Raw genomic sequence first — 21,994 nt, 5'->3', positions numbered from 1 at the left:
TCAGACCTGGGCCCGGCGGGGCAGCAGCAGGAGCGCCTCGGCCACGCTGAGCCGCCCGTCCTGCAGGGCGTCCAGCAGCAGTTCGAGCTCGCGGACGGCCGGCGGCCCGGTCCGGACACCGGTCCGCTGGGCCACGTACGCAGCGAGCGCGTCGAGCGTCTGGTACTCGTGCAGCACCACGGCCCGCTCGCTCAGCCCGAAGACGCGGTTGACGACGGAGACGAACTCCGCGCCGAGGAGCGAGTCCACCCCCAGCCGCGGGAACGGGGTGTCCGCGTCCACGTCCCAGCTGTCGCAGCACAGGATCGCGGTGAGCTGCTCGCGCAGTACGTCGACGATCTCGGTGCCCGGGACGGCCAGAGCCGTCGGACCGGCCGGCACCGGCGGACCGGCCGGCACCGGCGGGACCACCGGGAGCCCCCGAACCGGCAGCACGGCCGGAACGACCTGCAGCGACACCGGTTCGGCCGCCCGCACCACCTCCCGGGCGAAGGCGGCCGGAGTGGGGTGGTCGTAGAGGTCGCTCGGGCACAGGGCGGTCCCGTAGCGGGCGTTGACCACGGCCACGAACTCCGCGATCAGCAGCGAGCCGAGGCCGAGGAACTGGAAGGTCTGCTCGGGGTCGATCTTCTGGGGGTCCACCTTGAGCACGTCGCCGAGCACCCCGATGATGTCGGGCAGCACGTCGGCGGTGCGAGGCGGAGCGGAAGGACGGTCGTTCGTCATCGGTGACTCCTCCGAACCGGCGCCGATGCGGGTCAGCCGGCGCTGCCCGAGAATCCGTGTGCGTAGGCGGCCTCCGGCGCCGCCGTACGGAAGCCGTCCGCGGCGCCCTCGGGTACGAGGCCCGGCAGCAGCAGCGTCCACAGCGCGGCCACCCTGCGCTGGAGCTCGGCGCCGGGCATTCCGGTACCCGCCATCACCTCGATCCCGCACACGGCCGCGGCGACGAGCGACTCGGCGCCCTCCCACGGGCACTCCTCGCGCAGTTCGCCCGCGTCCCGGGCCTGGCGCAGCAGCCCGCAGGCCGCCGCGACCCAGACGCGGTGGAAGTCGGTGAGGTTCGGCAGGGTGTCCGCGCATTCCTTGGTGATCCGGAAACTGGCTGGCACGGCCGGCTCGTCGAGCAGGGCCCGGGCCAGCCAGTGCGTCGCGTCGACCAGCGTCTGCAGCGGGGAGAGCCCGGATGCGCCCAGCGCCCGCAGGGATTCGTCGAGCAGTGCGCGGCCCCGCTCCTGGACGGCCTCGGCGAGTTCGTCCTTGGAGGCGAAGTGGAAGTACAGCGCCCCCTTGGTCACTCCGGCCGACGCCGCGATCCCGCCGAGCGTGGCGTTCGCGTAGCCGTGGCGGTGGAACCATTCGGCTCCGGCGTGCACGAGCTTGCGGCGGGTCCGTTCCGACCGCTCCTGCACCATGGCGCCGCCCTCCCGGCCCGCGCTCCGGTTCCGGGGCCGTGCCGCGGTCCGGGCCGGCGTACGGGCTGCCGTCTGCACCGTCGTCTGGGGTGTCGCCCTCGCGCGTGCGGCCATGTCAGCCCACGCGTACCAGACGTCCGCCACCCGCCTCCGGCACCTCTGCCAGGCCGTCGGGGCTGGCCATGAGGATGGAGCGCTGCAGCCGGCGCAGCGAGGTGGAGGGCTCGAGGCCCAGTTCCCGTACGAGCGTCGCGCGCAGCCGCTGGTAGACGTCGAGGGCCTCGCCCCGGCGGCCGGAGCGGTGCAGCGCGAGCATGAACTGGCCGTGCAGGTTCTCGTGCGTGCGGTACTGGCTGACGAGCACCGTCAGTTCGGCGAGCAGCTCGCGGTGGCGGCCGAGCCGCAGGTCCGCCTCGATGCGCTGGTCGAGGGCGCAGAGCCGGGTCTCCTCCAGCCGCCGGGTCTCCATATCCAGCTGGATTCCGCCCTGTACGTCGGCGAAGGCGGGGCCGGACCACAGGGCCAGGGCCTCGCGGAGCTTGCGGGCCGCGCCGGGGAAGTCGCCGGCGTCCATGGCCCGGTAGCCCATTCCGGAGAGCCGTTCGAACTCGCGTATGTCGCTGAGGCCGCCGCCGCTGTCGAGCAGGTAGCCGCCGGGCAGCGTGACCAGCACGTCCTTGGCCGTCCGCCGCTCGCCCCCGCCCCCGCCCTCGCCGGGCGGGCTCTGCTCCAGGGCCGCCGCGATGAGGGTCCGCAGCTGCAGCACGTAGGTCTGCAGCGTGGTCCGGGCGCTGCGCGGCGGGGTGCCCGCCCACAGTTCCTCGATGAGTGCCGACACCGGGACCACCTGGTCGGCATGGAGCGCCAGGATCGCCAGTACCTGCCGCGGCTTGGGGGCGGTCGGCGTAACGGAGATCCCCTGCTCCCGCACCGCCAGTGTGCCCAGTACTTGGATGTCCACGCCGTACTCCCCTGTCCTTGGATGAGCCGATCCCAGTTAAAAACAGGACCCACGGTTTGTCAATACAAAACCGACCGTGCTGTTTTCATTTCACAACGCACTTGAGGGCACCTCAAAAAAGCCTCTGACCTGGGGATATTTAGTCCTGGCAAGGTGCGGCAACTCCCACAGGGAGACTCCAGAGCCACTCCAGAGCGAGCCGATACGTTCGAAAACAAACCGCCCGGACCGTACTGGCTACCGAGCGACGGGGGACCCTCCGGCCCGCAGCTCCGCGAGCAGCTCCGGCGGCACGAGCGTCGGCAGCAGCAACAGCCAGAACCGGGTGACCGTGGCGGCGGCGAGCCACTGCGCGTCCCGGGCCCCGAGCACCTCGAAGCCCACGGTCGCGGCCACCACCGCGCCCCCCGCGTCCCCGGCCGCCACCTCCGGGCGCAGCTCCCCTTCGGCGGCGGCCTGCTTGAGCGTCTCCTCGACCCAGCGCCGCCACCGCCCGCGCAGGTCGGCCTGCGGCACGCGGGACACCTCCCCGCTCAGCTCGAACCCGGCCCGCAGCACGACGTCCCGGCGCAGCGCGCCGGCCAGCCCGTGGGTGACGTCGATCAGGAGCTGCACGCGGCCCGCCCCGCGCCGGGGCTCGGCTCCGGTGACGGCGAGCAGCCGGGTCAGCGCCGCCTCCTCGACGGCGTCGGCGAGGGCCGCCTTGCTGGGGAAGTGGAAGTGCAGGGCCCCGTTGCTCACTCCGGCCTGGGTGCTGATCGCGGTGAGCGAGGAGGCGGGAAAGCCCTCCCGGTCGAAGACCTCGGCCGCGGACCGGATCAGGGTGTCACGCGTGCGGGCGGCGCGTTCCTGTTTGACCATGGGCTGCTCCGTCACTGCGAGAGAGTGCGCGCCCACGGAGATGCGGGCATGGCAAAGGTGCCGCGGAGCTGCGCGAGGATGCGGTCCCGTTCGACGATCCACTCTAACAAACCGCCTGCGCGGTTTTGAGGTCCCCGTCCGCCACCCGCCCCGCCCGGCCTCAGGAGATCATTTCGGCCGAGGGCATTCGGCCACCCTCCCCACCGGCACTCGAGGACGGCTCGCGCCCCGCTGGATGCACTTGCGCGGTGAACGTGCCCGAAAATCCGGGCCCGAGCAGGTCGGAGGGCGGGACAACCGGGCCGACCAGGAGTAAGAGGTAACGGAGAGAAGATCCCTCCCCTTCAGCCGATAGCGGATGGTCGGGTACCGCTAGAAATTAAACCGGCTGGTCTGTATCTTTCCGGGCCAGAGACACCAAGCCCTTCTCGTCAGCGCAGCCTAGGGGGAGCCATGTCTGCCAGCACGTTCCGAGTCGAGCGCACCACGGTCAACGACACCGCAGCGGGGGAGTTCGCGCCTCCACTGCCCCTCCCGAACGGCTTCCGTTTCCCGTCCCTGACCGTCACCGTCCCGAAGGAGCTGGTGCACCGGGCCTCGGTCGCCGAGGTCGTCCTCACCGACTGGCAGCGGCTGGCCGAGGACCGCTTCCTGGTGTCCGCCCAGTGGCCCCGCGCCCACAGCTTCTTCACCCCCGTCGCGGACGGCTACCACGACCCGCTGATCGTGTGCGAGACGGTGCGTCAGTTCGGCATCCTGCTCGCCCACGCCGAGTTCGGGGTCCCCCTGGGCCACCAGTTCGTCATCTGGGACCTCGACGTCTCCGTGCGGCCCGAGCACCTGCTCGTGGGCTGGGCTCCCGCGTCGCTCGACATCGAGATCACCTGCACCGAGATCGAGCGCCGCGGCAGAAACGTCTCGAAGCTCCGGTTCGAGTCGGTCTTATGGCGCGACGGCGCCGTCGTCGCCACCGGAGGCGGCTCGTTCTCCTGCATGGCGCCCGAACTGTACAAGCGCGTGCGCGGCGAGCACACCCTCGGCGACGACTGGTACCAGCTTCCGCTCATCAGCCCGGCGGCCCCGCAGAGCGTGGGCCGCATGTCCCCCATGGACGTGGTCCTGTCCCCCACGGCCGAACCCGACCGCTGGCAGCTGCGGGTGGACACCCGCCACCCCATACTCTTCGAGCACGCACTGGACCACGTCCCGGGCATGGTGCTCCTGGAGGCGGCCCGGCAGGCCACGGCCTCCGTGCTGGGGCGCTCCTCGTACCTTCCGCTCAGCCTCTCCAGCGAGTTCAAGCGGTACGTCGAACTGGACTCGCCCTGCACCATCGAGGCCCGCCGGATCGCCGGGCCGGCCCCCGACGCCGAGGAGACCGTCCTGGTCACGGCGGTCCAGGACGGCGTCCTCGCCTTCAGCGCCACCGTGACCGCCGGGCTGCACGGCTCCTGACGGCACCCGGGCGCGACTGCCCCGGACCCCGGCCTCCCTATCAGCGCGGGGTGACAAGGATCATGTCCATTTCCGTGTCATGCTCACGAATTCCTCACCACTGGGATCCGGCGGAGACCATCACCCGCGGTAAGATACAAACCGGGCGGTTTTTTGCTGACCCTGATCTCATCAACTGAGGAAGGGAGGGGCCGACGTGGCCGAGCAAGTCCGCGCCATCCGCACACGGCAGACGATCCTGTCCGCGGCGGCCAAGGTTTTCGAGGAACACGGGTACCAGGCCGCGACGATTTCGCAGATCCTCAGCGAGGCCGGGGTGACCAAGGGAGCCCTGTACTTCCACTTCCAGTCGAAGGAGGACCTCGCCCTGGGGGTCCTCGCCGGACAGCAGGACGAGCGGCTCGCTCCCCCGCCCCGGGCCTCCAAGGTCCAGGAGATCATCGACGCGGTGATGCTGCACGCCCACCGCCTGCAGACCAATCCCATGGTGCGCGCCAGCGTCCGCCTGTCGCTGGACCAGCAGGCGCAGGGCCTGGACCGCAGCGGCCCCTTCCTCCAGTGGAGCCAGGCCGGCCTCCACCTGCTCCAGAAGGCGCAGGAGCAGGGCGAGCTGCTGCCGCACGTCGTGCCGTCCGAGACGGCGGACGTCATCGTGGGGTCCTTCGCGGGCGTGCAGTCCATGTCCCAGGTCGTCTCGGACTACCGCGACCTGCCGAGCAGGGTCTCCTCCCTGCTGCGCCACCTGCTGCCCAGCGTGGCGGTGCCCTCCGTGCTCGCGTCGCTCGACCTCTCCGAGGGCCGGGGCGCCACGGTCTACGCCGACGCGCTGAAGGCGGCCGAGGAGCAGGAACTGGCGGGCGCCGTAGGCTGACCGTTCTTAGTGATGTTGGCCGTCATTGGCCGAATCGCACGAAACCGGACCAGTCCGGTGACCCCGCGAACGGTGCTCAGGGTCGGGGAACAGCGCGAGTTGGTCACCTTGGCCCGGTCGAGTCTTGCCGCCCGTGGTGGGCGTGCTCGCTGTCCTGGGTGGGTTCGCGGTCCCACGCGCCCTCGGTCCGGGCAGGGCCTGGCCGGTAGCTCTCCGCGCAACGATCCTCTGGTCGTTGGCGGTCACACCTGGCCGTCGCCGTGCTCGGTGTCCGAGGGCGCGTCGTCCAATGGCCACCGACGCACCGTGGTGGCGGGTCACGGTGGTCTTCTGGTTGGTCTGCTGGATCGGGGCCTGCCAGTACCGGCCGCCCCAGACGCTGGTGTACGCGGGGTCGACTGCGATGACGACCAGGCCCGCGTGGAAGGCCATCGAGCGCAGGCGCTCACGGAACTTCGCCGTGGGCATGCCCGCAACTGTGCGGCGGAACGTCTTGCCGCGCTTACCGCGGCCCATGGTCTCGCGGCCGGTGGCGCGGGCGTCGTCGAAGCCGAGGTTCTCGATCGCGATACCTGCGCACCGGTGGCTTCGAGCGGTGCGCAGGAGTTCGGAGATCGCTGCGCGGAGCCGGCCGTCCCTTTGGGAGGTGGGGCCGGCGAGGTCGAGGGGGATGGTGATGGGGGTGCCGACGGGGTTGCCGTGCGGGTCGAGGACGTACGCGGCGAGGTGGTCGGCGTTCAGGTCGACGCCGAGCAGGCGCTCCCCGCGGGCCTGGAGTTCCTCCGGGGTGGGCAGGACGGCGGCCTCAGCACCCCAGGACGCGTCGAGGTACCAGCGGTCACGGGCGGGGTCGTGGACGAAGTCGTAGCGCACGGCCCGGTTCGCACTCGCCCGGTCCAGCCATTCCTCGCGGCGGTGGTTGAACTGCACGGTGAAGGAGAACCGGTAGCGGCCGCGGGGCGCGTTCGCCGGATGCCGCAGCGGCTCGGGCAGGACCATCGTGACCTCGCCGGTGGCGGGGTCGACGGTGATGGTGTAGTTGCCGTGCGGGGCGCCGGATTCGCCGTCCGCGGTGAGGAACAACCGCGAAGCTTCCCACTGCCCGCGCCACTGCTCGACGGTCAGCTCGGCCTTGGCGAGGTTGTGGCGGGCCTTGAGCAGCCGCCGGCCCCCGACCGTGACCGCCGGGCTCCCGGCCTCGATGCGCTCTTCCACGGCAGCGAGGCGGCCGAGGAGGACCTGGAGGCGACGCTGCTTCTCGAAGCGTTCGGCCTGCGTCGGGTAGCCGCGCACGCCGGACTTGGAGCGCTGCCCGCACGGGACGGTCAGCCGCTTCTCCACGGTGCGCACGGCTCGGCGCAGGGAAGCCCGTTCGTCGAACAGGGCTCGCAGCGACAACTGGTACTGATCCTCGGAGGCGCGGGTCATGGCTCCGGCCCAGCGCGACGAGGAGACCGCCGTGAGGGACTTCTTGCGCGGAGCGCGCTGGTTGTCCTTCACGGCGACCTTGCCGAGGCTGATGCGTTCTGCGAGGTCGGCGCGCTGGTGGTGGCCGAGGTGCTCGCCGGCCAGGTGCAATACCTGTACGTCTCGCTCGTTGAAGCGGGCGCGGTCGCGGATGCGGGCGCCGGTGGGAGCGGAAACGGTGAAGGGGGCTGCGATTGTCCGCAGTGCGCGCTTCTTCTTGATGCGCTTGCCCACGATCGCAGCCCCCTTCCGGTGCAGGTCTTCAACCAACCGATAAGATCCCACACATGGCCAATAATGGCCTACAAATCACCTTCTCCGGTGGTGGACTTCACTGCCGAGGTGAGTGCGCGGGCCTTTGCGGAACGTGCCCCGTACAGGCGGCCGGAGAACGAGGTAACGACCGCAAGCATGTCCCGCACCAGATCCCCCTCCTCGCTCCCGTCGAGTTCCTCCTCCCCGCCGACGACCTCCAGCCGGCACCCCCACGACGGCAGCACCACCTCCGCCAGCAAGCCCGTACCGAAGCGGGCCAGCCGCTCGTCGTGCGTCACCAGCAACACCGTCACGGCCTCCGCCTGGCAGGCCCGCAGCGCACGCCGCATCCCCTTGCGCTTGTCCGACAACCCTGAGGCGACATCGGTGAACTCCCCGGCTACCGGCCGATCCCCGGCCGCTTGGCGCAGCCGGTCCATCTGCCGGTCCAGGTCGCCCTCGGCGCGCTGACGGTGCGAGGACACCCGCCCGTACAGCACCACCGACCCGGCCGTCGGCACCGCGGGGTTTCCCCGCCTGCGCGCGAGCGCGTCCAGGTCCGTCACCCGGAACACCCGTCGACCCCCCGGCGAACGGCGGTCCTCCAGCACCCCCTCCAGGGTGTAGCGGCGCAGCGTCCGCGTGGAAACCCCCAACCGCTTCGCCGCCCTGCCCGCCGACACCCACTCCTCAACCGCATCACTCATGTGGGGGGACTGTATGACCTACCGTGGCCTACAACCGAATCGACAGCTGCCAACCCGCCGCCCCTCCCTCGGTCCGCCCGGCTGCGGCCACCGGCCATCCGGCCGCCCGCACCGGCTATCCGGCGGCCACCACCACGCCGAGGCGGTGGGGCACCAGGTACCCGGACAGCACCTCGGACAGCTCCGTCTCACCCGGCGTCCAGGCGATGTAGCCGTCGGGCCGCACCAGGAGCGCGTCGTACGGCACGCCGGACACGGGCTGCGCGCGCACCACGTGCAGGCTCCCCTCCCAGGCGCGCGCCCCGTCCAGGTGGCCGGCCCCCTGCTCCCCCAGGAGCAGGAGCAGCGGACGGCCGTCCCGGAGGAGCCCGATCACATCGGTCCGGCCGTCCTCCGTGTCGAGCGGCGTGTTGCACAGGAACGTTCCTGCCCCGGGTGACGGGAGGCCTGCGCAGGCCGGGAGCACCGTGTCCTGCGCGCTGATCATGCCGCCGAGCCGCCCGTGACTGCGGTCGGCGGCCAGGATGTCGGTGAACAGCCCGCGCAGCGCGTCCGGTTCGGTGCCCGGCCGCATCAGGGCGAGCTGGGCCCGGGTGTTGTCGACGACCCGCCGGGCGGCGGGCCTGCGCTCGGCGTCGTACGTCTCCAGCAGCCCCGGGGCCGCCGTGCCGTGCACCGCGAGCGCCAGCTTCCAGGACAGGTTGAGGGCGTCCAGCACTCCGGTGCTGAGGCCCTGGCCGCCGATCGGGAAGTGCACGTGCGCCGCGTCCCCCGCCAGGAAGACCCGGCCCTGCCGGAAGGTACGGGCCAGCCGCGCGACGTCGCTGAATCGGCTGAGCCAGCGCCCGTCCTCCATCGCGACCTCGTGCCCGGCGATCCGGGACACCTCGCGCTGCAGCTCCTCCAGGGTGGGCGCCAGCTGCCGGTCCCGGTGGGCGCCGGCGCAGTCGAGCGTGCGGATGTGCATCCGGCCCTCCGCGTCCCGCTTGGCCGCGATCCAGCCCCGCTCCGTGCGCAGCCAGCCCTGGGGCAGCGCGTCCGGGTCGGTGAGCGTGACCGCGCCCATCAGCGAGGCGACCGTGGCCGGCTGGGTGTCGGAGGCGATGCCCGCCTGTTCGCGGACGGTGCTGCGGGCCCCGTCCGCGCCCACCGCGTACGAGGCGGTGCAGGCGACGGGCCCCTGCGGCCCCTCGGCGGTGACCCGCACCCCGTCCGCGTCCTGGACGACCTCCGTCACCCGGTGCTCACGCAGGATCCGTGCGCCGGCCGCCCGGGCGCGTTCCTCGAAGCGCCGCTCGAGCTCCGACTGGGGGCATTTGAGGATCGGCTGCGGTTCGGTCTCCGGAGCCTTGATGAACAGGCCCGGCATCCCGGCGAAGTGGAAGGCGCTGCCGCCGCCGGGACCGGCGGGTGCGGCCGCGGCCGTCGGCAGGTGGCCCCGTCTGGCGAGGCCCTGCACCGCCCTGGCGTGGAGGGTGTTGGCCTTGGGCCATTCGGGCACCCCGGCCTGTGGTTCGAACAGGACGGTGTCGACCCCGTACGCGGCCAGTTCGGCGGCGACGAGCATGCCGACCGGCCCCCCGCCGACCACGACCACGTGCGCCTGCATGTCACGTAACCCCTGCACAGCGGTGCCCTCCCCAATGACAGCCCGTGTCCATCCGGAGGCCGAAAATATACCGGCGAGCCCGTTTGTTTTCCAGGCGCCACGCCCAGGCGTTCGGCGGAACTGCCGCCCCTCCAGGGCGAGTTCGGACAGAGCCGCTCGAGACGTGGTGGAAGGCCGCTCGAATCCACCGCACCACGGGAGGCCTCCCCCCGTATAGTCGCCATGCCTTGACTATTTGATGACCCGTTCCCGAAGAATCGATGACCCGCGGTCACGGGAGCCGGACGAGCAGGGGGAGACTGTATGGAGACCGCACGCCTGGCCTCGCTGATCGCCGCAACCCTCACCATGGGCCTGGTCAGCGGCCTGTTCTACGGCTTCTCCGTCTCCGTGATGCCGGGTCTGAAGCGCACGGACGACCGGACCGTCATCGAGGTCATGCAGCACATCAACAAGGCCATCCTCAACGGCTGGTTCGTCCTCGGCTACATCGGCGCGTTCCTCTTCACGGCCCTGGCCCTGGCCCTGCACGTCCCGTCCGACGGCCGTGACGTGCTGCCGCCGCTGATCGCGGCCCTGGTCTGCTACATCGTCTCGATGGGTGTCACCAACAAGGTGAACATCCCGCTGAACAACGCCCTGGAGCAGGCCGGCCCGGTCTCCCGGATCGCCGACCCGGCCGCCGTCCGGCGGGCCTTCGAGGGCCCCTGGGTCCGCGCCAACGTCTGGCGGACCCTGCTGTGCACCGCCGCCGTCGGCTTCCTGGCCTGGGCCCTGTACCTGCACGGCCAGACCGCCTGACCCGGGCAACGCCGGCAACCCCGGCAACCCCGGCCGGACCGCCCCGGACGCGCACGCGCACGAAGTCCCCCGGTCGGGTGGGCCGGGGGACTTCGTCGTGGTGCGTGGGGGGGGGATCAGGACCGGCGGGGTCTGCGGATCAGCGGGTGGCCCGGCCGAAGAGGATCAGGGCGCGGGACATGGCGGTCAGGCCCAACGTGCACAGCAGGGTGCGCAGGATGTTGGTGGAGACCCAGGTGGTCTTGAACTTCTCGACGATCGAGAAGTCCGTCAGCTTCGCCGCGTCACCGACGTCGGCGAGCTCGTTGTTGAGCGGGATGTTCACGGAGAACGTGATCATCAGGACGACGAAGTAGGCCAGGGCCGCGGCCCCGACCCAGATCGCCACGTTGCGGCGGCCCTTGCGGAACTCGATGATCGCGGAGGCGGCGGACGCGAGCAGGGCGACGATGAACGCCATGCCGAAGAGTCCGTTGCCGTCGATCTTCGAGTTGAAGTTCTGCATGGCGGTGACGTACGTGTGCTCGTCGCCCGCGGCCAGGCCCGGCATGACCGAGACGTCGAAGGCGAAGAACAGGCCCGCCATCAGGCCGATGAGGACCGTCGAGACGATCAGCAGGGAGGTGGCGAGCCCGGAACGCTCGGCGGACGCCGGCGCGGGCTGCTGAGGCGGGGCGTAGTAGCCGCTACCGGCCGGATTGGAGTTCATGGGACATCCTCATCTGGGTGGTGGGAGTAGTGCTCGCCCTCGGCACGGACATCCGATCGTGGCATTCCCCGGAATGCCCTGCCATGGGTTTCCACCAGTGCTTGAGCGGGGCTCAAGCGGCCGAACTCTTGCACGTGGACTCATGCGGAGATCCGTGGGGGACACGGCCGGACATGGTCTGTTGTCCAGGATTCTTCCGACGGTCCCTCGGCTCGCCCTTGAGCGTTCGTCGAGCGGAGGGACGGCCGTCGCGCCGAGCCGCGTGCGTGCCCGCCGGAGGACTCAGCGGACGCGGAAGTTCGCCATCATCCCCATCGCCGAGTGGTCCAGCAGGTGGCAGTGGTAGACGTACGTCCCCCGGTACGTGTCGAAGGTGGCGTGCAGCTTCACCGTCTCGCCGGGGAAGAGCCGGACGGTGTCCTTCAGCCCTGCTTCGGCCGGAGCCACGGGGGCGCCGTTGCGCTCCAGCACCCGGAACTGGACCAGGTGCATGTGGAAGTTGTGCGGGATGATCTTGTTCGCGTTGGTGACGGTCCAGATCTCCGACGTGCCGTGCGCGATGGTCTGGTCGATGCGCTGGTAGTCCCACTCCTGGCCGTCCATCAGGCCCCGCGGTTCCTCGCGGCCGTCCTCGTCCATGCTGAGGACGATGTTCCGCTGGACGGTAGCCGTCCGCAGGGCCGGCAGCGTGCGCAGCGCGTCGGGCACCCGGCTCGGGTCGGCGGCCGTCCGCACGACGTCGAAGCGCAGCACCTTGCCCACCTGGTCGGGCGTCCCCGGGCCCAGGGTGTTCTCCAGGACGATCTTCGTGCCGACGGGGTAGCGGGAGAAGTCGATGACCACGTCCGCGCGCTCCGCCGGGGACAGCCCGACGGTGTCCGTCGTGAAGGGGCGCTCCAGCAGCCCGCCGTCCGTACCGATCTGGATCATCTGGCCGCCGTCCGACAGGCGCAGCTGGAAGAAGCGCATGTTGGAGGAGTTGAGCAGCCGGAAGCGGTACTTGCGCGCCGCAACCTCGAAATAGGGAGACGGGCGGCCGTTGGCGAGGATCGTGGTCCGGCCGAAGACGTCGTCCATCTGGTAGACGAGCTGTCCGGCCTCGTCGAAGCGGGCATCGCGCAGCGCGATCGGGACCTCGTACTGGCCGGCCGGCAGCGGCAGCGCGCGCTCGGTCTCGTCCGAGAGCAGGTACATGCCGGACAGGCCGCGGAAGACGTGCTCCGACTCCATGTGGTGCGCGTGGTCGTGGAACCACAGGGCCGCGCCCGGCTGCTGGTTGGGGTAGGTGTAGGTGCGCGAGGTGCCGGGCCCGAAGGTGTCCATCGGGCCGCCGTCGTTCTCCGGTGAGACGCTGCCGCCGTGCAGGTGGACCGAGACCGGCATGGTGAGGCTGTTGCGGTGCCGGATCGACACCGGCCGCCCGGAGCGGGCCCGCAGCACCGGGCCGGGGAAGTTGCCGTTGTAGGTCAGGACCTTCGTCTGCACCCCGGGGATGATCTCCCGCGTCACCTCCTTGATGGTGACGGCGTACGTGTCCTGGCCGCCCAGCACGTTGTACGGCGAGAGCACTGGCAGCGTCGGCATCTTCACGGTGAACGGCGCCGGGACGGTGACCGCCTCCGTGGCCTGCGCGGACCCTGCGTTGAGCAGCGGCGCCAGCCCGCCGGTGGTGAGCAGGCCCGCACCGGCCGCGCCTATGGCGCCGCCGAGCACGCTGCGTCTGGTGACCATGGGTTTCCTCCTGGGACGGATGGGGGCCGCGCGGGTGTCGCGCCGCGAGTGGAACAGAGACGGCTCGCAGGTCACTCGAGCCCGGATCGGGTCAGGTTGCGCGGGCCTTGCGGGGGCCGGGCAACCCTTACTCGTGCGTACGTACGACCGCGTACGCCCGACTTGTGCCGCCCTGTCCGGCGGTCGCTGGGGGAGATTCCCGTGGACCTGAACGACCTGCACGACTTACGCGACTGGCTGCCGCGCGCGCTCGGGGTGGCCGAGCGGTGGGGCGGCCAGTTCGGCCCCTACGAGACCCACGACGCCCAGCGGGTGCCTCCCGACGCGTTCACCGAGGCCTTCGACCGCCTCGCGAAGCGGATGGACCACAACTATCCGTTCTTCCACCCGCGTTACGCCGGACAGATGGTCAAGCCCCCGCACCCGGCGGCCGTGACCGGCTACCTCACCGCGATGCTCTTCAACCCGAACAACCACGCCGCGGAGGGCGGCCCCGCGACCACCGAGATGGAACGCGAGGCGGTCGCCGAACTGGCCGCCATGTTCGGCCTCCCCGCGCACGTCGGGCACCTCACCACCAGCGGCACGATGGCCAACCTGGAGGCCCTGTACGTCGCCCGGCAGCTGCACCCGGACCGCGGGATCGCGTACAGCAGCGAGTGCCACTACACGCACGAGCGGATGTGTCACGTCCTCGGCATGGAGGGCCACCGCATCCCCGCCGACGCCCACGGCCGCATCGACCTCGACGCCCTGGAGGACGCCCTGCGCGGCGGCCGCATCGGCACGGTCGTCGTCACCACCGGCACCACCGGCCTGGGCGCGGTCGACCCGGTCCACGAGGTCCTCGTGCTCGCCCGCCGTTACGGAGCGCGCGTCCACGTCGACGCGGCATACGGCGGCTTCTACGCGATCCTCGGCCGCTCCGCCACCGGCGACATCGACCCGGCCCCCTGGCGCGCGATCGCCGAATGCGACTCGGTCGTCGTCGACCCGCACAAGCAGGGCCTGCAGCCCTACGGCTGCGGAGCGGTCCTCTTCCCGGACCCCCGGGCCGGCCGGCACTTCGCGCACGACTCGCCGTACACGTACTTCACCGACTCGGACCTGCACCTGGGCGAGATCAGCCTGGAGTGCTCACGCGCGGGCGCGGCGGCAGCGGCCCTCTGGCTGACCCTGCAGCTCCTCCCCCTCACCCCGGACGGCTTCGGCCGCATCCTCGCCGCGAACCGCCGCGCCGCCCTGAACTGGTCGGACCTGCTGGTGGAGTCCGAGGCCCTCACCCTCTACCAGCGCCCGGACCTGGACATCGTCACGTACTTCCCGACGCCCTCCTCCCCCTCCCTCTCCTCCATCGACGCGGCCTCGGACCGGCTGCTGCGCGACGGCATGACGTCCGAGGCCGACCCGGTGTTCCTGAGCGTGCTGCGCGCGGACGCGGACGCGTTCGTACGACGCCACCCGCACGTGGTCCGCGACGCGGACGCGGCCCGGGTGATCCGCAGCGTCCTGATCAAGCCGGAGCACGAGCACTACCTGCCGACGCTCCACGCCCGCGTGGCGGACCTCGCCGCGCAGGCCCGCGCCTGACGGAACGAGCCCTCCCGTCCCACCCCCATCCCACAGGAGGCCAACCTTGTCCCCGACCACGACCCTCTCGCCCCGACTGAGCCGGTCCCGAATCACCCACCTCTCCGCTCTCCTCGCGACCACCTTCCACGAGGACGCGTTGACCCGCTGGATGATCCCGGACGAGCGGCTGCGAGCCGAGCTCCTCCCCGGCTTCTTCCGGGTGTTCGTCGAACTCTCCGCCTCGTACGACGCGGTGCTCACCACCCCGGACGGCGACGCGGTGTTGCTCTTCCTCCCGCCCGGCGCCGAGCCCGACGACGCGGCCCTGGACGCGGCGTTCGCCGAGGCCCTCGGCGAACACACCGACGCCCTGCGCACCATCTCCCGTCTCCAGGAACAACACCACCCGCACGACCCGCCGCACTACTACGTCTCCTTCGGCGCGGTCCGCCCGGGCCGCCAGCAGGGCGGCCTGATGACCGGGCTCCTGGGCGAGGTCATCTCCCGCGCCGACACCGAGCACGTACCCGTCTACGCGGAAGCCAGCTCCCCGGGCGGCGAGGCCGCCTGCCGCCGCCTCGGCTTCGAGCGCCTGGGCGACGACATCACGCTCCCCTCGAACGGCCCCGCACTCCGACCGATGTGGAGGAACCCCCGATGAGGGGCGACGACCTGATCCAGTCCTGGACAGCAGGCCAAATAGCCCGCGGCGAGGTACCGGCCGACGCGATCGGCCCGCTCCTCCAGGTCCTCATGTGGAGCCGGGACTTCCTGGTCTCCAGCCACCCCGAACTGGGCCGCTCCGGCCCCGTCTGCCCCTACACCCAGCCCTCCCTCCGAAAGGAGCTCTTCCACCTCGCCCTCCCCTCCCCCGACTGCGAGGACCTCAGCCAGGCGGTCGACTCCCTCCGCACCCGCCACGCGACCCTCTCCGAGCCCCTCTCCCCGGAGGACCGCGAGCTCCTGACGATCCTCCTGGTCCTCCCGGCCTTCGACCCCACCGACTCCGTCGAGCTGGACGAACTCCAGCGCAAGGCGAAGGACGAGTTCGTCGCGGAAGGCCTGATGATCGGCCAGTTCCACCCGGTCTGCGAGGAGCCCGGCCTCTACAACGAGTCCTTCCGCCCCCTCCGCGCCCCGCTCCCCCTCCTGGCGGTCCGCAAGCTCCTGGTCTTCGACCTCCCGTTCCTGGTCGGCGACGACTCCCACATGGACCACTACCTCCAGCGCTTCGCCCCGGAAATCCCGTCCCGCATCCGAGACCAACTGGTGAGCCGAGTGGTAGCGGCCTGACCCCCGCCCGGATACGACGCCGGCCCCGGAGTTCTGCGACCGGGGCCGGCGTCGAGTTCTCTGCCGTCAGGAACGGCGCCACCAACGGCGCTGAGGCTGCTCGTCGGGCTGCTCGTCAGGCTGTTCATCACGCTGCCCGGCATGGGCCCGGCGGGCGGCCTCGGCGGCTTCCGGGTCGTCGTACTCCCGGGAGATCAGCTCGATCCGCCCGGTGGAGTGGTCGATCCGAATGGTGTCCAGTCCCATCCGGTCGAGATTGGCCGTCTCGGCCGCGTGGGTGACCCGGTGGAGCGCAAGTGCCGAAACCATCGGGTCGTCTTCGCCCATCGTCACCTCCTCGTTCAGCAGGGTCTGCATGAACCGCTGAGAGGCGGGCGACGGGAGTTCCTCGTCCACGGCCGTGTAGACCATGAGGTTCTCGCTGCCGGTGTCCAGCCACCGGGCGTGAGCAACCCAGACGCAGTGGATGTCCGGGAACTCCTGCAGGCGGCGGAAGGCCGCGTCCCGCAGAGCCACGGCGAGTGGGTGAGTGGACCACGTCAGCCTGAGCCGCTGCCCGTCGCCCCGCATGCCCCGCTGGGCCATGGCCTTGAAGAGCACCGAGAACGGGACGGTGAACGATGATCCGTCCGAGGCGAACAGCAGCAGCTGCTCCACGCCGCTCTCCCGGGCGATGCCCATCAGCCGCACCGCGTCGCAGTAGACGGTGCCCGCGGCGTCCGGCAGGTGCTCTGCGCAGCACGCCTCACTGACGCAGCCCGGCAGGGCCGGAGCACTGTCCCCGGCGTTCCGGAGGAGGTACAGCGACCCGTCGTCGTGGACTGGTACGAACACGCCCTGGTCCATGAGGGCAGCGAGGACCCGCTCCGTGCCGGACTCGGAAATGCCCTGGCCCTGGATGTCGGCCAAAGCCGCGTCGAGTATCACCGCGTGATGATAGGACAACATGTCTCAGCCCTTGACTACGGCTCTCACCGCCCTCCCCCGCCCCCACGGGGCCTGAACGCCCGCCCCGCCCTGCCTCCCCTTGATGTACCGCGCAACCCGTTCCCCACCTGGACAACCCCAGCCATAGAAGGTGCGCCACGACGAAGGCCGCACACGGCCACCGGCAGTTCGGGGCTCGCGCAACCACCCACCGGGACCAGCCACGCTGCTCGTTTCAAAGCCCACCACGAACCCGTAGGCCGCCGATGGCGGACGCGAACCCAGTGGGGGCCCGAAGGGCCCCAGGGCCCGCCGGGCCCACACCCTGGCGCGCACACCCACACCATGCCGAGGGCCCGCCGCCACGTCGCTACCAGCCATTGCGAGCCGCGCCGCGACTTGCCGCACCGCACAGGCGACTGGTCCAAGCAGGGGGGCGGACGGCACTTCAGCGGCCTCCACAGCAACGGCAGCCAGCCCCGCATGAATGCGATGCTCGAAGACCCCGCCACCTTCACCGACGCCGAGTGCAGGGTGATCACCTGGTACGAGCTCCGGGGCCGTCCCCACATCACCCGATTCGGCATCACGGTCGACAGCGGTGGCCAGTACGCGTGGCTCGATGACCCCCGCCAGCTCGTGGGTTCCTGATCTGCGCCCGGCCGGCACCCTGCCGGCCAGACCCAGACCGCCGCCCCCCGTCCCACAAGGGAGGCAGCGCCGCGTTCGGCCCCTCGTTCGAGTGACCGGGGAGCCGCTGTAGGGTGCCCGGCCCTCCCGCCGGAGGTACCGTCGCGTTGATGAAGGAGAGGAGCGCAGCGGTATGAGCACAGCACCGGTCGGCCCTGGTGGGGGTCCTACCGACTACAGCCAGGTGGCCGACCCCGAGCGCGCCTTGAAGTACGCCGTCCAGCACATCAAGGGTGATCGCGCCCAGATCATCGAGGGGGTCATCGAATCCGTGCCACCCACCTGGGACCATGAATTGGCCATCGAGGCCATCCGCGATCAGGTCAAGGCCCGAGCCAGGGAACTGGGCTGTGCCACCGGGGCCGGCAACATCGACCTCCCGGGGTCCCCCAACTGGTACGTGCCTGACATCGCCGTGGTCCCGAGAGATCTGGCGAAGGGCAGCAGTGCTCTCCTGCCGGCCGACGCGCTGCTCGTCGTCGAGGTGACCTCTCCTTCGAACGCCGACACCGACCGGGTGGTGAAGCGTCGCCGATACGCCGAGTACGGTGCCCCGCTCTACCTCCTCGTGGACCTGATCGAGCAGAGCGTGACGCTCTTTGCCGACCCCGGGCCGTTGGGCTACACCCGCGTCGAAGGGCCGTACCCCTTCGGTACGGCCCTCCGGCTGCCCGAGCCGTTCGGGATCGAGCTCGACACCTCCGAGCTCTAGGCGCCCGCGCCCGCCGGCGGCAGGCACTCCTCCAGGAACATCAGCACCCGCAGGTGGTACGCCGCCGCCGCGTGGCCGAGGCTGATGTTGTGGCCCGCGGCCGGGAGGTGTTCCAGGGCCACCCTCGGGGACGAGGTGAGGCGGGAGGCCATCGCCGTCAGGACGGCGGGGTCAAGGTCCCACCAGGCCTCGTGTTCGGCGAAGGTGAGGCGGACGGGGATGCGCACGCGGTCCGCCAGGTCCTCGTACTGGCCGGGCCAGCGGAGGGTTTCGGCCGATTCCCGCGGCGGGGTCGGGGACAGGAGGGCGCGGCTGGCCTGGAAGGTGCCGCGCGGGTAGAGGGGCAGCGGGCCCCAGTTGAGTTTGGTGGCGCCGCCGCCGAGGGTCGACGGGAAGTGCAGGGCCTCGGGGTTGTAGCGGTAGCCGACGCCCGACGCGTCCAGGCCTAGCAGCGGAACGCCGCCGTCCGTGGCCGCCGTGTGGAGCGCGACTTTGCCGCCGTCCGAGTGGCCCAGGAGGAAGGCTCCGGCGCCGATGTCGTGCGTGGCGGCGTGTTCCTTGAGGGCCGCGTGGAGGGTCTCCGCCTGGGCGGCCAGGCCCTGGCCCTCCGGCAGCAGGTCCGCCGAGTCGCCGTAACCCGGCCGGTCGACCGCCAGGACCGCGTGGCCCAGGCTGGTGGCGAGGGGGATGAAGGAATTCCAGTACGCCGCCCGCATGCCCCGGCCGTGGATGGCCAGGATCGTCGAGCGGGGGGCTGAGTCCGCCGCCGCGCCTTCCGGCAGCGCCAGGATCGCCGACAGCGGGATGCCCGCCGCGTTCAGGGTGTAGGGGCGCACTCCGCCCAACAGTGTGGTCATCGGACCGCCAGCTCCTTCCGTGCCGAGGCCATCGCGTCCACCCACGCCGTCGGGGATCCGGTGCGCAGCAGCGAGGTGCCGACCAGGAGGCCGCCGAAGCCGGCGTCGAGGAGTTCGGCGGCGTTCGCCGGGCCCTCGATGCCGCTGGCGCTGACGGGGCAGGCGGTGCCGATCGCGCGGAGCGCCGGGAGCAGGTCCAGGGAGCGGCCGAGGTCGCCGGCGCCGCGCTCGCGCGTCTTGATGTCCTTGTTGTTGACCGCGATCACGCACTCCTCGGGGTGGTGGACCGCTTCGAGTTCGGATTCGTCGGTGACCTCCACGAAGGGGGTGAGGCCGGTCAGCAGGCATTCCGTGACCAGCGTTCCCATGCTCGACGCGGGCAGCAGGGCCGCCGTCAGCAGCACCGCGGAGGCGCCGAGCTCCTTGGCCGTACGGATCTGGTCCTTCCTGGTGATGAAGTCCTTCTGGAGGAGCGGGAGGTCGGTCAGCGCCGCCACGTCCCGCAGCAGGGCGGGCGAGCCGCCGAACCAGCGGCCCGTCACCACGGAGATGCAGGGCGCGCCCGCGAGTTCGTACGACCCCACGATCGCGGCCGGGGTTCTGCCGCCGACCAGGTCGTATCCGTGCGCGTCGCGCCGCTTCACCTCCATCACGACTGGGGTGGGGGAGGCCTGGAGGGCCTCGAGAAAAGGGAAGCCGGTCCGGTTCTGCTTCGTCATCGCGAAAGCTCCAGTCGAGGGTCGTCGGTGATGTGTGAGGGAGAGGGGTCGGTGCGCCAGGCGCGGGCCAGGGCTGCGATCTCCGGGACGCCGAAGCGGCCGGTCGTCAGGTCGCGCGCCGCGGTGTCCACGTCGATGCCGCGGAACCCGTGGTGGTGCACGACCTCCTCGTAGGCGGGGCGGTTGGCCGGGGACAGTCCGCCGGCGAGCAGGAAGGGCCTGGTCAGCCGGGGCAGCAGGGCGGTGAGGTGGGCCGGGTCGAGGGTGCGTCCGGTGCTGCCGATGCGGCCGTCCCCGGTGGCCGTGTCGAGGAGGAAGAGGTCGGTGCCGGCCCGTTCGTACGCGCCGATCAGCGGGCGTTCCACGCAGCCGCCGCGCTCCTCGACGTGCAGGACCTTGACGATGCCGGTCTCGGCGGGCAGTTGCTCGCGCAGGGCCCGTACGACGGCCGGCGGCTGGTAGGCGTGGAGCTGGACCCAGCCGGCCCCGGTGCTCCGGACGAGCCCGGCGATCTCGCGGGGGTCGGCCAGGAAGGTCACCAAGACCGGGAGGAGCCCGGCCGAGCGGGCCGCCGCCGCGAGGGCGGCGAGCCCGTCCCGGTCCAGCTCCGACGGGCCGCCGGGTACGCCGTGCCAGAGCCCGACGCAGTCCGCCCCGGCGGCCGCCGCCGCCTCGATGTCCTGCGGGACCGTGGCCCCGCAGACCTTCAGCAGGGTCTGGGACAGCGGGCGCGTGGTGGTCACTTGCCCAGCCCCAGTGTGGAGGCGATGCGGTTGTACTGGATCTCGTTGGAGCCGGAGTAGATGGTGCCGCCGACGGCGTTGCGCACTTCCTGCTCGAGGCCGAACTCCGACATGTAGCCGTGGCCGCCGAAGATCTGCACGGCGCTGATGCTGCCGGCCAGGTTGGCCTCGCTGGTGACGAGCTTGGCGATGGCGAGGTCCTGGGTGACGTTCTCGCCGGCCTGCAGCCGCTCGCCCGTGTCGTAGAGCCACTTGCGGGCGGTCTCCAGCTGGATCTTCATGTCGACGATCTTGTTGGCGATCGTCTGGTACGAACCGATCGCCTTTCCGAACGACTTACGCGTCTTCGCGTATTCGACACACCGCTCCAGCCGGTGCTGCATCTCGCCCACGTTGACGATGAAGGAGAAGAGGATCTCCCGCTTCATCACGTAGTCCATGACCATGAACCCGCCGCCGACCCTGCCGAGCACCGCGCTCCTGGGCACCCGTACGTCGTCGAAGAACAGCTCGCTGATCGGCGAGGTCCGCAGACCCATCTTCTTGATGGGCTTGCCGGCCGTGATCCCGGGGGTGTTGCGGTCCACCAGGAACGCCGTCGTTCCGAGCGGCCCGCCGTCCGGGTGGGTCCGGGCGTAGACCACGACCAGGTCCGCGACCGGTCCGTTGCTGACGAAGACCTTGCTGCCGTTGATGACGAAGTCGTCCCCGTCACGGACGGCCCGGGTGCCCATCGCCATGGCGTCGGAGCCGCCCTCGGCCTCGGTGATGGCGTGGGCGCCGATCGCCTCGCCCGAGCAGATCAGGGGCAGGTAGCGCTCCTTCTGCTCGACGGTGCCGAACTGCTGGAGCGGGATTCCGGTCGAGCAGATGGACGTGGTGACCGAGAAGCTGAGGCCCGCGTCGCGGTTGTACTCGCCGAGCCCTTCCAGCACGTACATGGTCGTGAGGATCGACTGCCCGAGGCCTCCGAAGTCCTCGTCGAAGGGCAGTGAGAGGATCCCGGTCTTCTGGACGAGCTTCCACTTGTCCTCCGAGAAGGCGGACTGCTCGTCGAGCTCGATGTGGTCTGCGCTGAGTGCGTCTCCCCACCGCTCCAGGCTGTCGCGCAGCTCGGCCTGGTCGGCGTTCCAACGGATCACGACGGACCCCTTTGTTTCGGTGGCGGTGCTTCGGATGAGTGGCGCTCCGGGTGGGCGCCGGGTGCGCCGGGGCGCCTCAGTAGGCGGAGGAGGTGTGGGCGTCGAGGCTGTGGACCTCGTCGCCGCGCAGGGCCGGCGAGAAGACGCAGACCAGGCGAAGGTCCTCATGCGGGCTGGCGACGAGGTAGTGCGCGTCGTGCTGGTCGAGGGCGTACATCCGGCCCGGGACGATCTCGTGCGAGGTGCCGTCGAGCTCGATGACCTCGCCGGAGCCCGCGATGCAGTAGCAGGCCTCGAGGTGGTTGACGTACTCCAGGCGGGACTTGGTGCCGGCCAGGACGAGGGTGTCGGTGAGCGAGTAACCCAGGCCGTCGGAGGCGAGGAGGAAGCGGCGGCTGAGGCCGTTGCCCCACTCGACGGTCTTCACGGACTCGATGTCGCGAACGATCATGACGGTCTCCCGGTGTGATGGTGGTGCGCGGATGTTCCGGATGAGG

At 71.0% G+C, this 21,994-nt stretch carries 23 protein-coding genes; 8 read left to right on the top strand and 15 right to left on the bottom strand.

The features are described from left to right. From ACIGFK_RS36735 to ACIGFK_RS36720, 4 genes are all read right to left on the bottom strand, one after another. Positions 1–726, bottom strand: coding sequence for a phosphopantetheine-binding protein (locus tag ACIGFK_RS36735; RefSeq protein ID WP_400055337.1), 726 nt, complete (start codon positions 724–726; stop codon positions 1–3). 32 nt (positions 727–758) lie between these two features. Further along, a complete protein-coding gene (locus tag ACIGFK_RS36730) occupies positions 759–1,415 on the bottom strand; it encodes a ScbR family autoregulator-binding transcription factor (RefSeq protein ID WP_376656228.1) in 657 nt (218 codons plus the stop codon). Between the two features lie 115 nt (positions 1,416–1,530). Continuing rightward, on the bottom strand, positions 1,531–2,376 hold the full coding sequence (locus tag ACIGFK_RS36725) for a BTAD domain-containing putative transcriptional regulator (RefSeq protein ID WP_386468821.1): 846 nt from the start codon (positions 2,374–2,376) through the stop codon (positions 1,531–1,533). 237 nt (positions 2,377–2,613) lie between these two features. Beyond that, positions 2,614–3,252 carry a ScbR family autoregulator-binding transcription factor gene (locus ACIGFK_RS36720; protein ID WP_376656230.1) on the bottom strand — a complete coding sequence of 213 codons (639 nt, stop codon included), beginning with the start codon at positions 3,250–3,252 and terminating at the stop codon, positions 2,614–2,616. Positions 3,253–3,690: 438 nt separating this feature from the next. Between ACIGFK_RS36720 and ACIGFK_RS36715 the strand changes: the two genes are divergently transcribed. Both ACIGFK_RS36715 and ACIGFK_RS36710 read left to right on the top strand, forming a co-directional pair. After that, on the top strand, positions 3,691–4,692 hold the full coding sequence (locus tag ACIGFK_RS36715; protein ID WP_376656231.1) for a ScbA/BarX family gamma-butyrolactone biosynthesis protein: 1,002 nt from the start codon (positions 3,691–3,693) through the stop codon (positions 4,690–4,692). A 196-nt stretch (positions 4,693–4,888) separates the two neighbouring features. Beyond that, positions 4,889–5,563, top strand: a complete 675-nt coding sequence (locus tag ACIGFK_RS36710; protein ID WP_400055334.1) for a ScbR family autoregulator-binding transcription factor — start codon at positions 4,889–4,891, stop codon at positions 5,561–5,563. A 6-nt stretch (positions 5,564–5,569) separates the two neighbouring features. On the opposite strand, the gene ACIGFK_RS36705 is transcribed toward ACIGFK_RS36710, so the two are convergent. The 3 genes from ACIGFK_RS36705 to ACIGFK_RS36695 all read right to left on the bottom strand — a co-directional run bounded on the left by ACIGFK_RS36705 (position 5,570) and on the right by ACIGFK_RS36695 (position 9,601). After that, positions 5,570–7,264, bottom strand: a complete 1,695-nt coding sequence (locus ACIGFK_RS36705) for a hypothetical protein (RefSeq protein ID WP_400055332.1) — start codon at positions 7,262–7,264, stop codon at positions 5,570–5,572. Between the two features lie 68 nt (positions 7,265–7,332). After that, complete coding sequence (locus tag ACIGFK_RS36700; protein WP_386468814.1) at positions 7,333–7,992, bottom strand: IS607 family transposase; 660 nt, start codon at positions 7,990–7,992, stop codon at positions 7,333–7,335. A gap of 115 nt (positions 7,993–8,107) precedes the next feature. Then, positions 8,108–9,601, bottom strand: a complete 1,494-nt coding sequence (locus ACIGFK_RS36695; protein ID WP_400055330.1) for an FAD-dependent monooxygenase — start codon at positions 9,599–9,601, stop codon at positions 8,108–8,110. A gap of 303 nt (positions 9,602–9,904) precedes the next feature. On the opposite strand from ACIGFK_RS36695, the gene ACIGFK_RS36690 reads away from it, so the two are divergent. Further along, entirely contained in the window at positions 9,905–10,402 is a 498-nt protein-coding gene (locus ACIGFK_RS36690) for a DUF1772 domain-containing protein (protein WP_376656234.1), read from the top strand. 139 nt (positions 10,403–10,541) lie between these two features. Here the strand turns inward: ACIGFK_RS36690 and ACIGFK_RS36685 are convergent, their stop codons facing one another. Both ACIGFK_RS36685 and ACIGFK_RS36680 read right to left on the bottom strand, forming a co-directional pair. Beyond that, positions 10,542–11,111 (bottom strand): DUF1772 domain-containing protein, encoded by a 570-nt coding sequence (locus ACIGFK_RS36685; RefSeq protein ID WP_376656235.1) that lies wholly within the window; start codon positions 11,109–11,111, stop codon positions 10,542–10,544. Between the two features lie 282 nt (positions 11,112–11,393). Continuing rightward, complete coding sequence (locus ACIGFK_RS36680) at positions 11,394–12,842, bottom strand: multicopper oxidase family protein (protein WP_376656236.1); 1,449 nt, start codon at positions 12,840–12,842, stop codon at positions 11,394–11,396. Positions 12,843–13,043: 201 nt separating this feature from the next. Here ACIGFK_RS36680 and ACIGFK_RS36675 point away from each other — a divergent pair, with 201 nt between their 5' ends. The 3 genes from ACIGFK_RS36675 to ACIGFK_RS36665 are packed head-to-tail and all read left to right on the top strand — an operon-like array spanning position 13,044 to position 15,707. Further along, positions 13,044–14,432, top strand: a complete 1,389-nt coding sequence (locus ACIGFK_RS36675) for a pyridoxal phosphate-dependent decarboxylase family protein (protein ID WP_376656237.1) — start codon at positions 13,044–13,046, stop codon at positions 14,430–14,432. Between the two features lie 46 nt (positions 14,433–14,478). Beyond that, positions 14,479–15,075, top strand: a complete 597-nt coding sequence (locus ACIGFK_RS36670; protein WP_376656238.1) for a hypothetical protein — start codon at positions 14,479–14,481, stop codon at positions 15,073–15,075. Next, positions 15,072–15,707 carry a DUF6875 domain-containing protein gene (locus ACIGFK_RS36665; protein ID WP_376656239.1) on the top strand — a complete coding sequence of 212 codons (636 nt, stop codon included), beginning with the start codon at positions 15,072–15,074 and terminating at the stop codon, positions 15,705–15,707. The genes ACIGFK_RS36670 and ACIGFK_RS36665 overlap by 4 nt, the downstream gene beginning before the upstream one ends. Before the next feature lie 66 nt (positions 15,708–15,773). Here ACIGFK_RS36665 and ACIGFK_RS36660 read toward each other — a convergent pair whose 3' ends face one another. Further along, the gene (locus tag ACIGFK_RS36660; protein ID WP_400055327.1) at positions 15,774–16,634 is read right to left on the bottom strand and encodes a hypothetical protein; all 861 of its coding nucleotides are present in this window, start codon (positions 16,632–16,634) and stop codon (positions 15,774–15,776) included. Between the two features lie 483 nt (positions 16,635–17,117). Here ACIGFK_RS36660 and ACIGFK_RS36655 point away from each other — a divergent pair, with 483 nt between their 5' ends. Continuing rightward, the gene (locus tag ACIGFK_RS36655) at positions 17,118–17,285 is read left to right on the top strand and encodes a hypothetical protein (RefSeq protein WP_376656241.1); all 168 of its coding nucleotides are present in this window, start codon (positions 17,118–17,120) and stop codon (positions 17,283–17,285) included. 172 nt (positions 17,286–17,457) lie between these two features. Continuing rightward, entirely contained in the window at positions 17,458–18,036 is a 579-nt protein-coding gene (locus ACIGFK_RS36650; protein WP_376656242.1) for a Uma2 family endonuclease, read from the top strand. Here the strand turns inward: ACIGFK_RS36650 and ACIGFK_RS36645 are convergent. The 5 genes from ACIGFK_RS36645 to ACIGFK_RS36625 all read right to left on the bottom strand — a co-directional run bounded on the left by ACIGFK_RS36645 (position 18,033) and on the right by ACIGFK_RS36625 (position 21,948). Then, positions 18,033–18,893 (bottom strand): alpha/beta hydrolase, encoded by an 861-nt coding sequence (locus tag ACIGFK_RS36645; RefSeq protein WP_376656243.1) that lies wholly within the window; start codon positions 18,891–18,893, stop codon positions 18,033–18,035. The two genes, ACIGFK_RS36650 and ACIGFK_RS36645, sit on opposite strands and share 4 nt — an antisense overlap. Beyond that, positions 18,890–19,612: an indole-3-glycerol-phosphate synthase gene (locus ACIGFK_RS36640; RefSeq protein ID WP_376656244.1), complete on the bottom strand. Its 723-nt coding sequence runs from the start codon at positions 19,610–19,612 to the stop codon at positions 18,890–18,892. Before ACIGFK_RS36640 ends, ACIGFK_RS36645 begins: the two co-directional genes overlap by 4 nt. Further along, entirely contained in the window at positions 19,609–20,355 is a 747-nt protein-coding gene (locus tag ACIGFK_RS36635; RefSeq protein WP_376656245.1) for an N-(5'-phosphoribosyl)anthranilate isomerase, read from the bottom strand. The genes ACIGFK_RS36640 and ACIGFK_RS36635 overlap by 4 nt, the downstream gene beginning before the upstream one ends. Beyond that, positions 20,352–21,497, bottom strand: coding sequence for an acyl-CoA dehydrogenase family protein (locus ACIGFK_RS36630; RefSeq protein WP_376656246.1), 1,146 nt, complete (start codon positions 21,495–21,497; stop codon positions 20,352–20,354). The genes ACIGFK_RS36635 and ACIGFK_RS36630 overlap by 4 nt, the downstream gene beginning before the upstream one ends. 76 nt (positions 21,498–21,573) lie before the next feature. After that, complete coding sequence (locus tag ACIGFK_RS36625) at positions 21,574–21,948, bottom strand: ectoine synthase (protein WP_376656247.1); 375 nt, start codon at positions 21,946–21,948, stop codon at positions 21,574–21,576. Between the last annotated feature and the right edge of the window lie 46 nt (positions 21,949–21,994).

The sequence above is a fragment of the Streptomyces sp. NPDC085524 genome, assembly GCF_044541755.1.
Classification (GTDB): domain Bacteria; phylum Actinomycetota; class Actinomycetes; order Streptomycetales; family Streptomycetaceae; genus Streptomyces.
The sequence above is the reverse complement of the archived record's forward strand: the minus strand, read 5'-3'. Positions and strand labels throughout refer to the sequence as shown.

Bases quoted from the DNA above. Each gene is read 5' to 3' on its own strand.
- ACIGFK_RS36700 (WP_386468814.1), bottom strand. From the start codon at position 7,992: ATGAGTGATGCGGTTGAGGAGTGGGTGTCGGCGGGCAGGGCGGCGAAG.
- ACIGFK_RS36665 (WP_376656239.1), top strand. From the start codon at position 15,072: ATGAGGGGCGACGACCTGATCCAGTCCTGGACAGCAGGCCAAATAGCC.
- ACIGFK_RS36690 (WP_376656234.1), top strand. From the start codon at position 9,905: ATGGAGACCGCACGCCTGGCCTCGCTGATCGCCGCAACCCTCACCATG.
- ACIGFK_RS36715 (WP_376656231.1), top strand. From the start codon at position 3,691: ATGTCTGCCAGCACGTTCCGAGTCGAGCGCACCACGGTCAACGACACC.
- ACIGFK_RS36655 (WP_376656241.1), top strand. From the start codon at position 17,118: ATGAATGCGATGCTCGAAGACCCCGCCACCTTCACCGACGCCGAGTGC.
- ACIGFK_RS36695 (WP_400055330.1), bottom strand. From the start codon at position 9,601: ATGCAGGCGCACGTGGTCGTGGTCGGCGGGGGGCCGGTCGGCATGCTC.
- ACIGFK_RS36650 (WP_376656242.1), top strand. From the start codon at position 17,458: ATGAGCACAGCACCGGTCGGCCCTGGTGGGGGTCCTACCGACTACAGC.
- ACIGFK_RS36640 (WP_376656244.1), bottom strand. From the start codon at position 19,612: ATGACGAAGCAGAACCGGACCGGCTTCCCTTTTCTCGAGGCCCTCCAG.
- ACIGFK_RS36625 (WP_376656247.1), bottom strand. From the start codon at position 21,948: ATGATCGTTCGCGACATCGAGTCCGTGAAGACCGTCGAGTGGGGCAAC.
- ACIGFK_RS36680 (WP_376656236.1), bottom strand. From the start codon at position 12,842: ATGGTCACCAGACGCAGCGTGCTCGGCGGCGCCATAGGCGCGGCCGGT.
- ACIGFK_RS36735 (WP_400055337.1), bottom strand. From the start codon at position 726: ATGACGAACGACCGTCCTTCCGCTCCGCCTCGCACCGCCGACGTGCTG.
- ACIGFK_RS36645 (WP_376656243.1), bottom strand. From the start codon at position 18,893: ATGACCACACTGTTGGGCGGAGTGCGCCCCTACACCCTGAACGCGGCG.
- ACIGFK_RS36730 (WP_376656228.1), bottom strand. From the start codon at position 1,415: ATGGTGCAGGAGCGGTCGGAACGGACCCGCCGCAAGCTCGTGCACGCC.
- ACIGFK_RS36685 (WP_376656235.1), bottom strand. From the start codon at position 11,111: ATGAACTCCAATCCGGCCGGTAGCGGCTACTACGCCCCGCCTCAGCAG.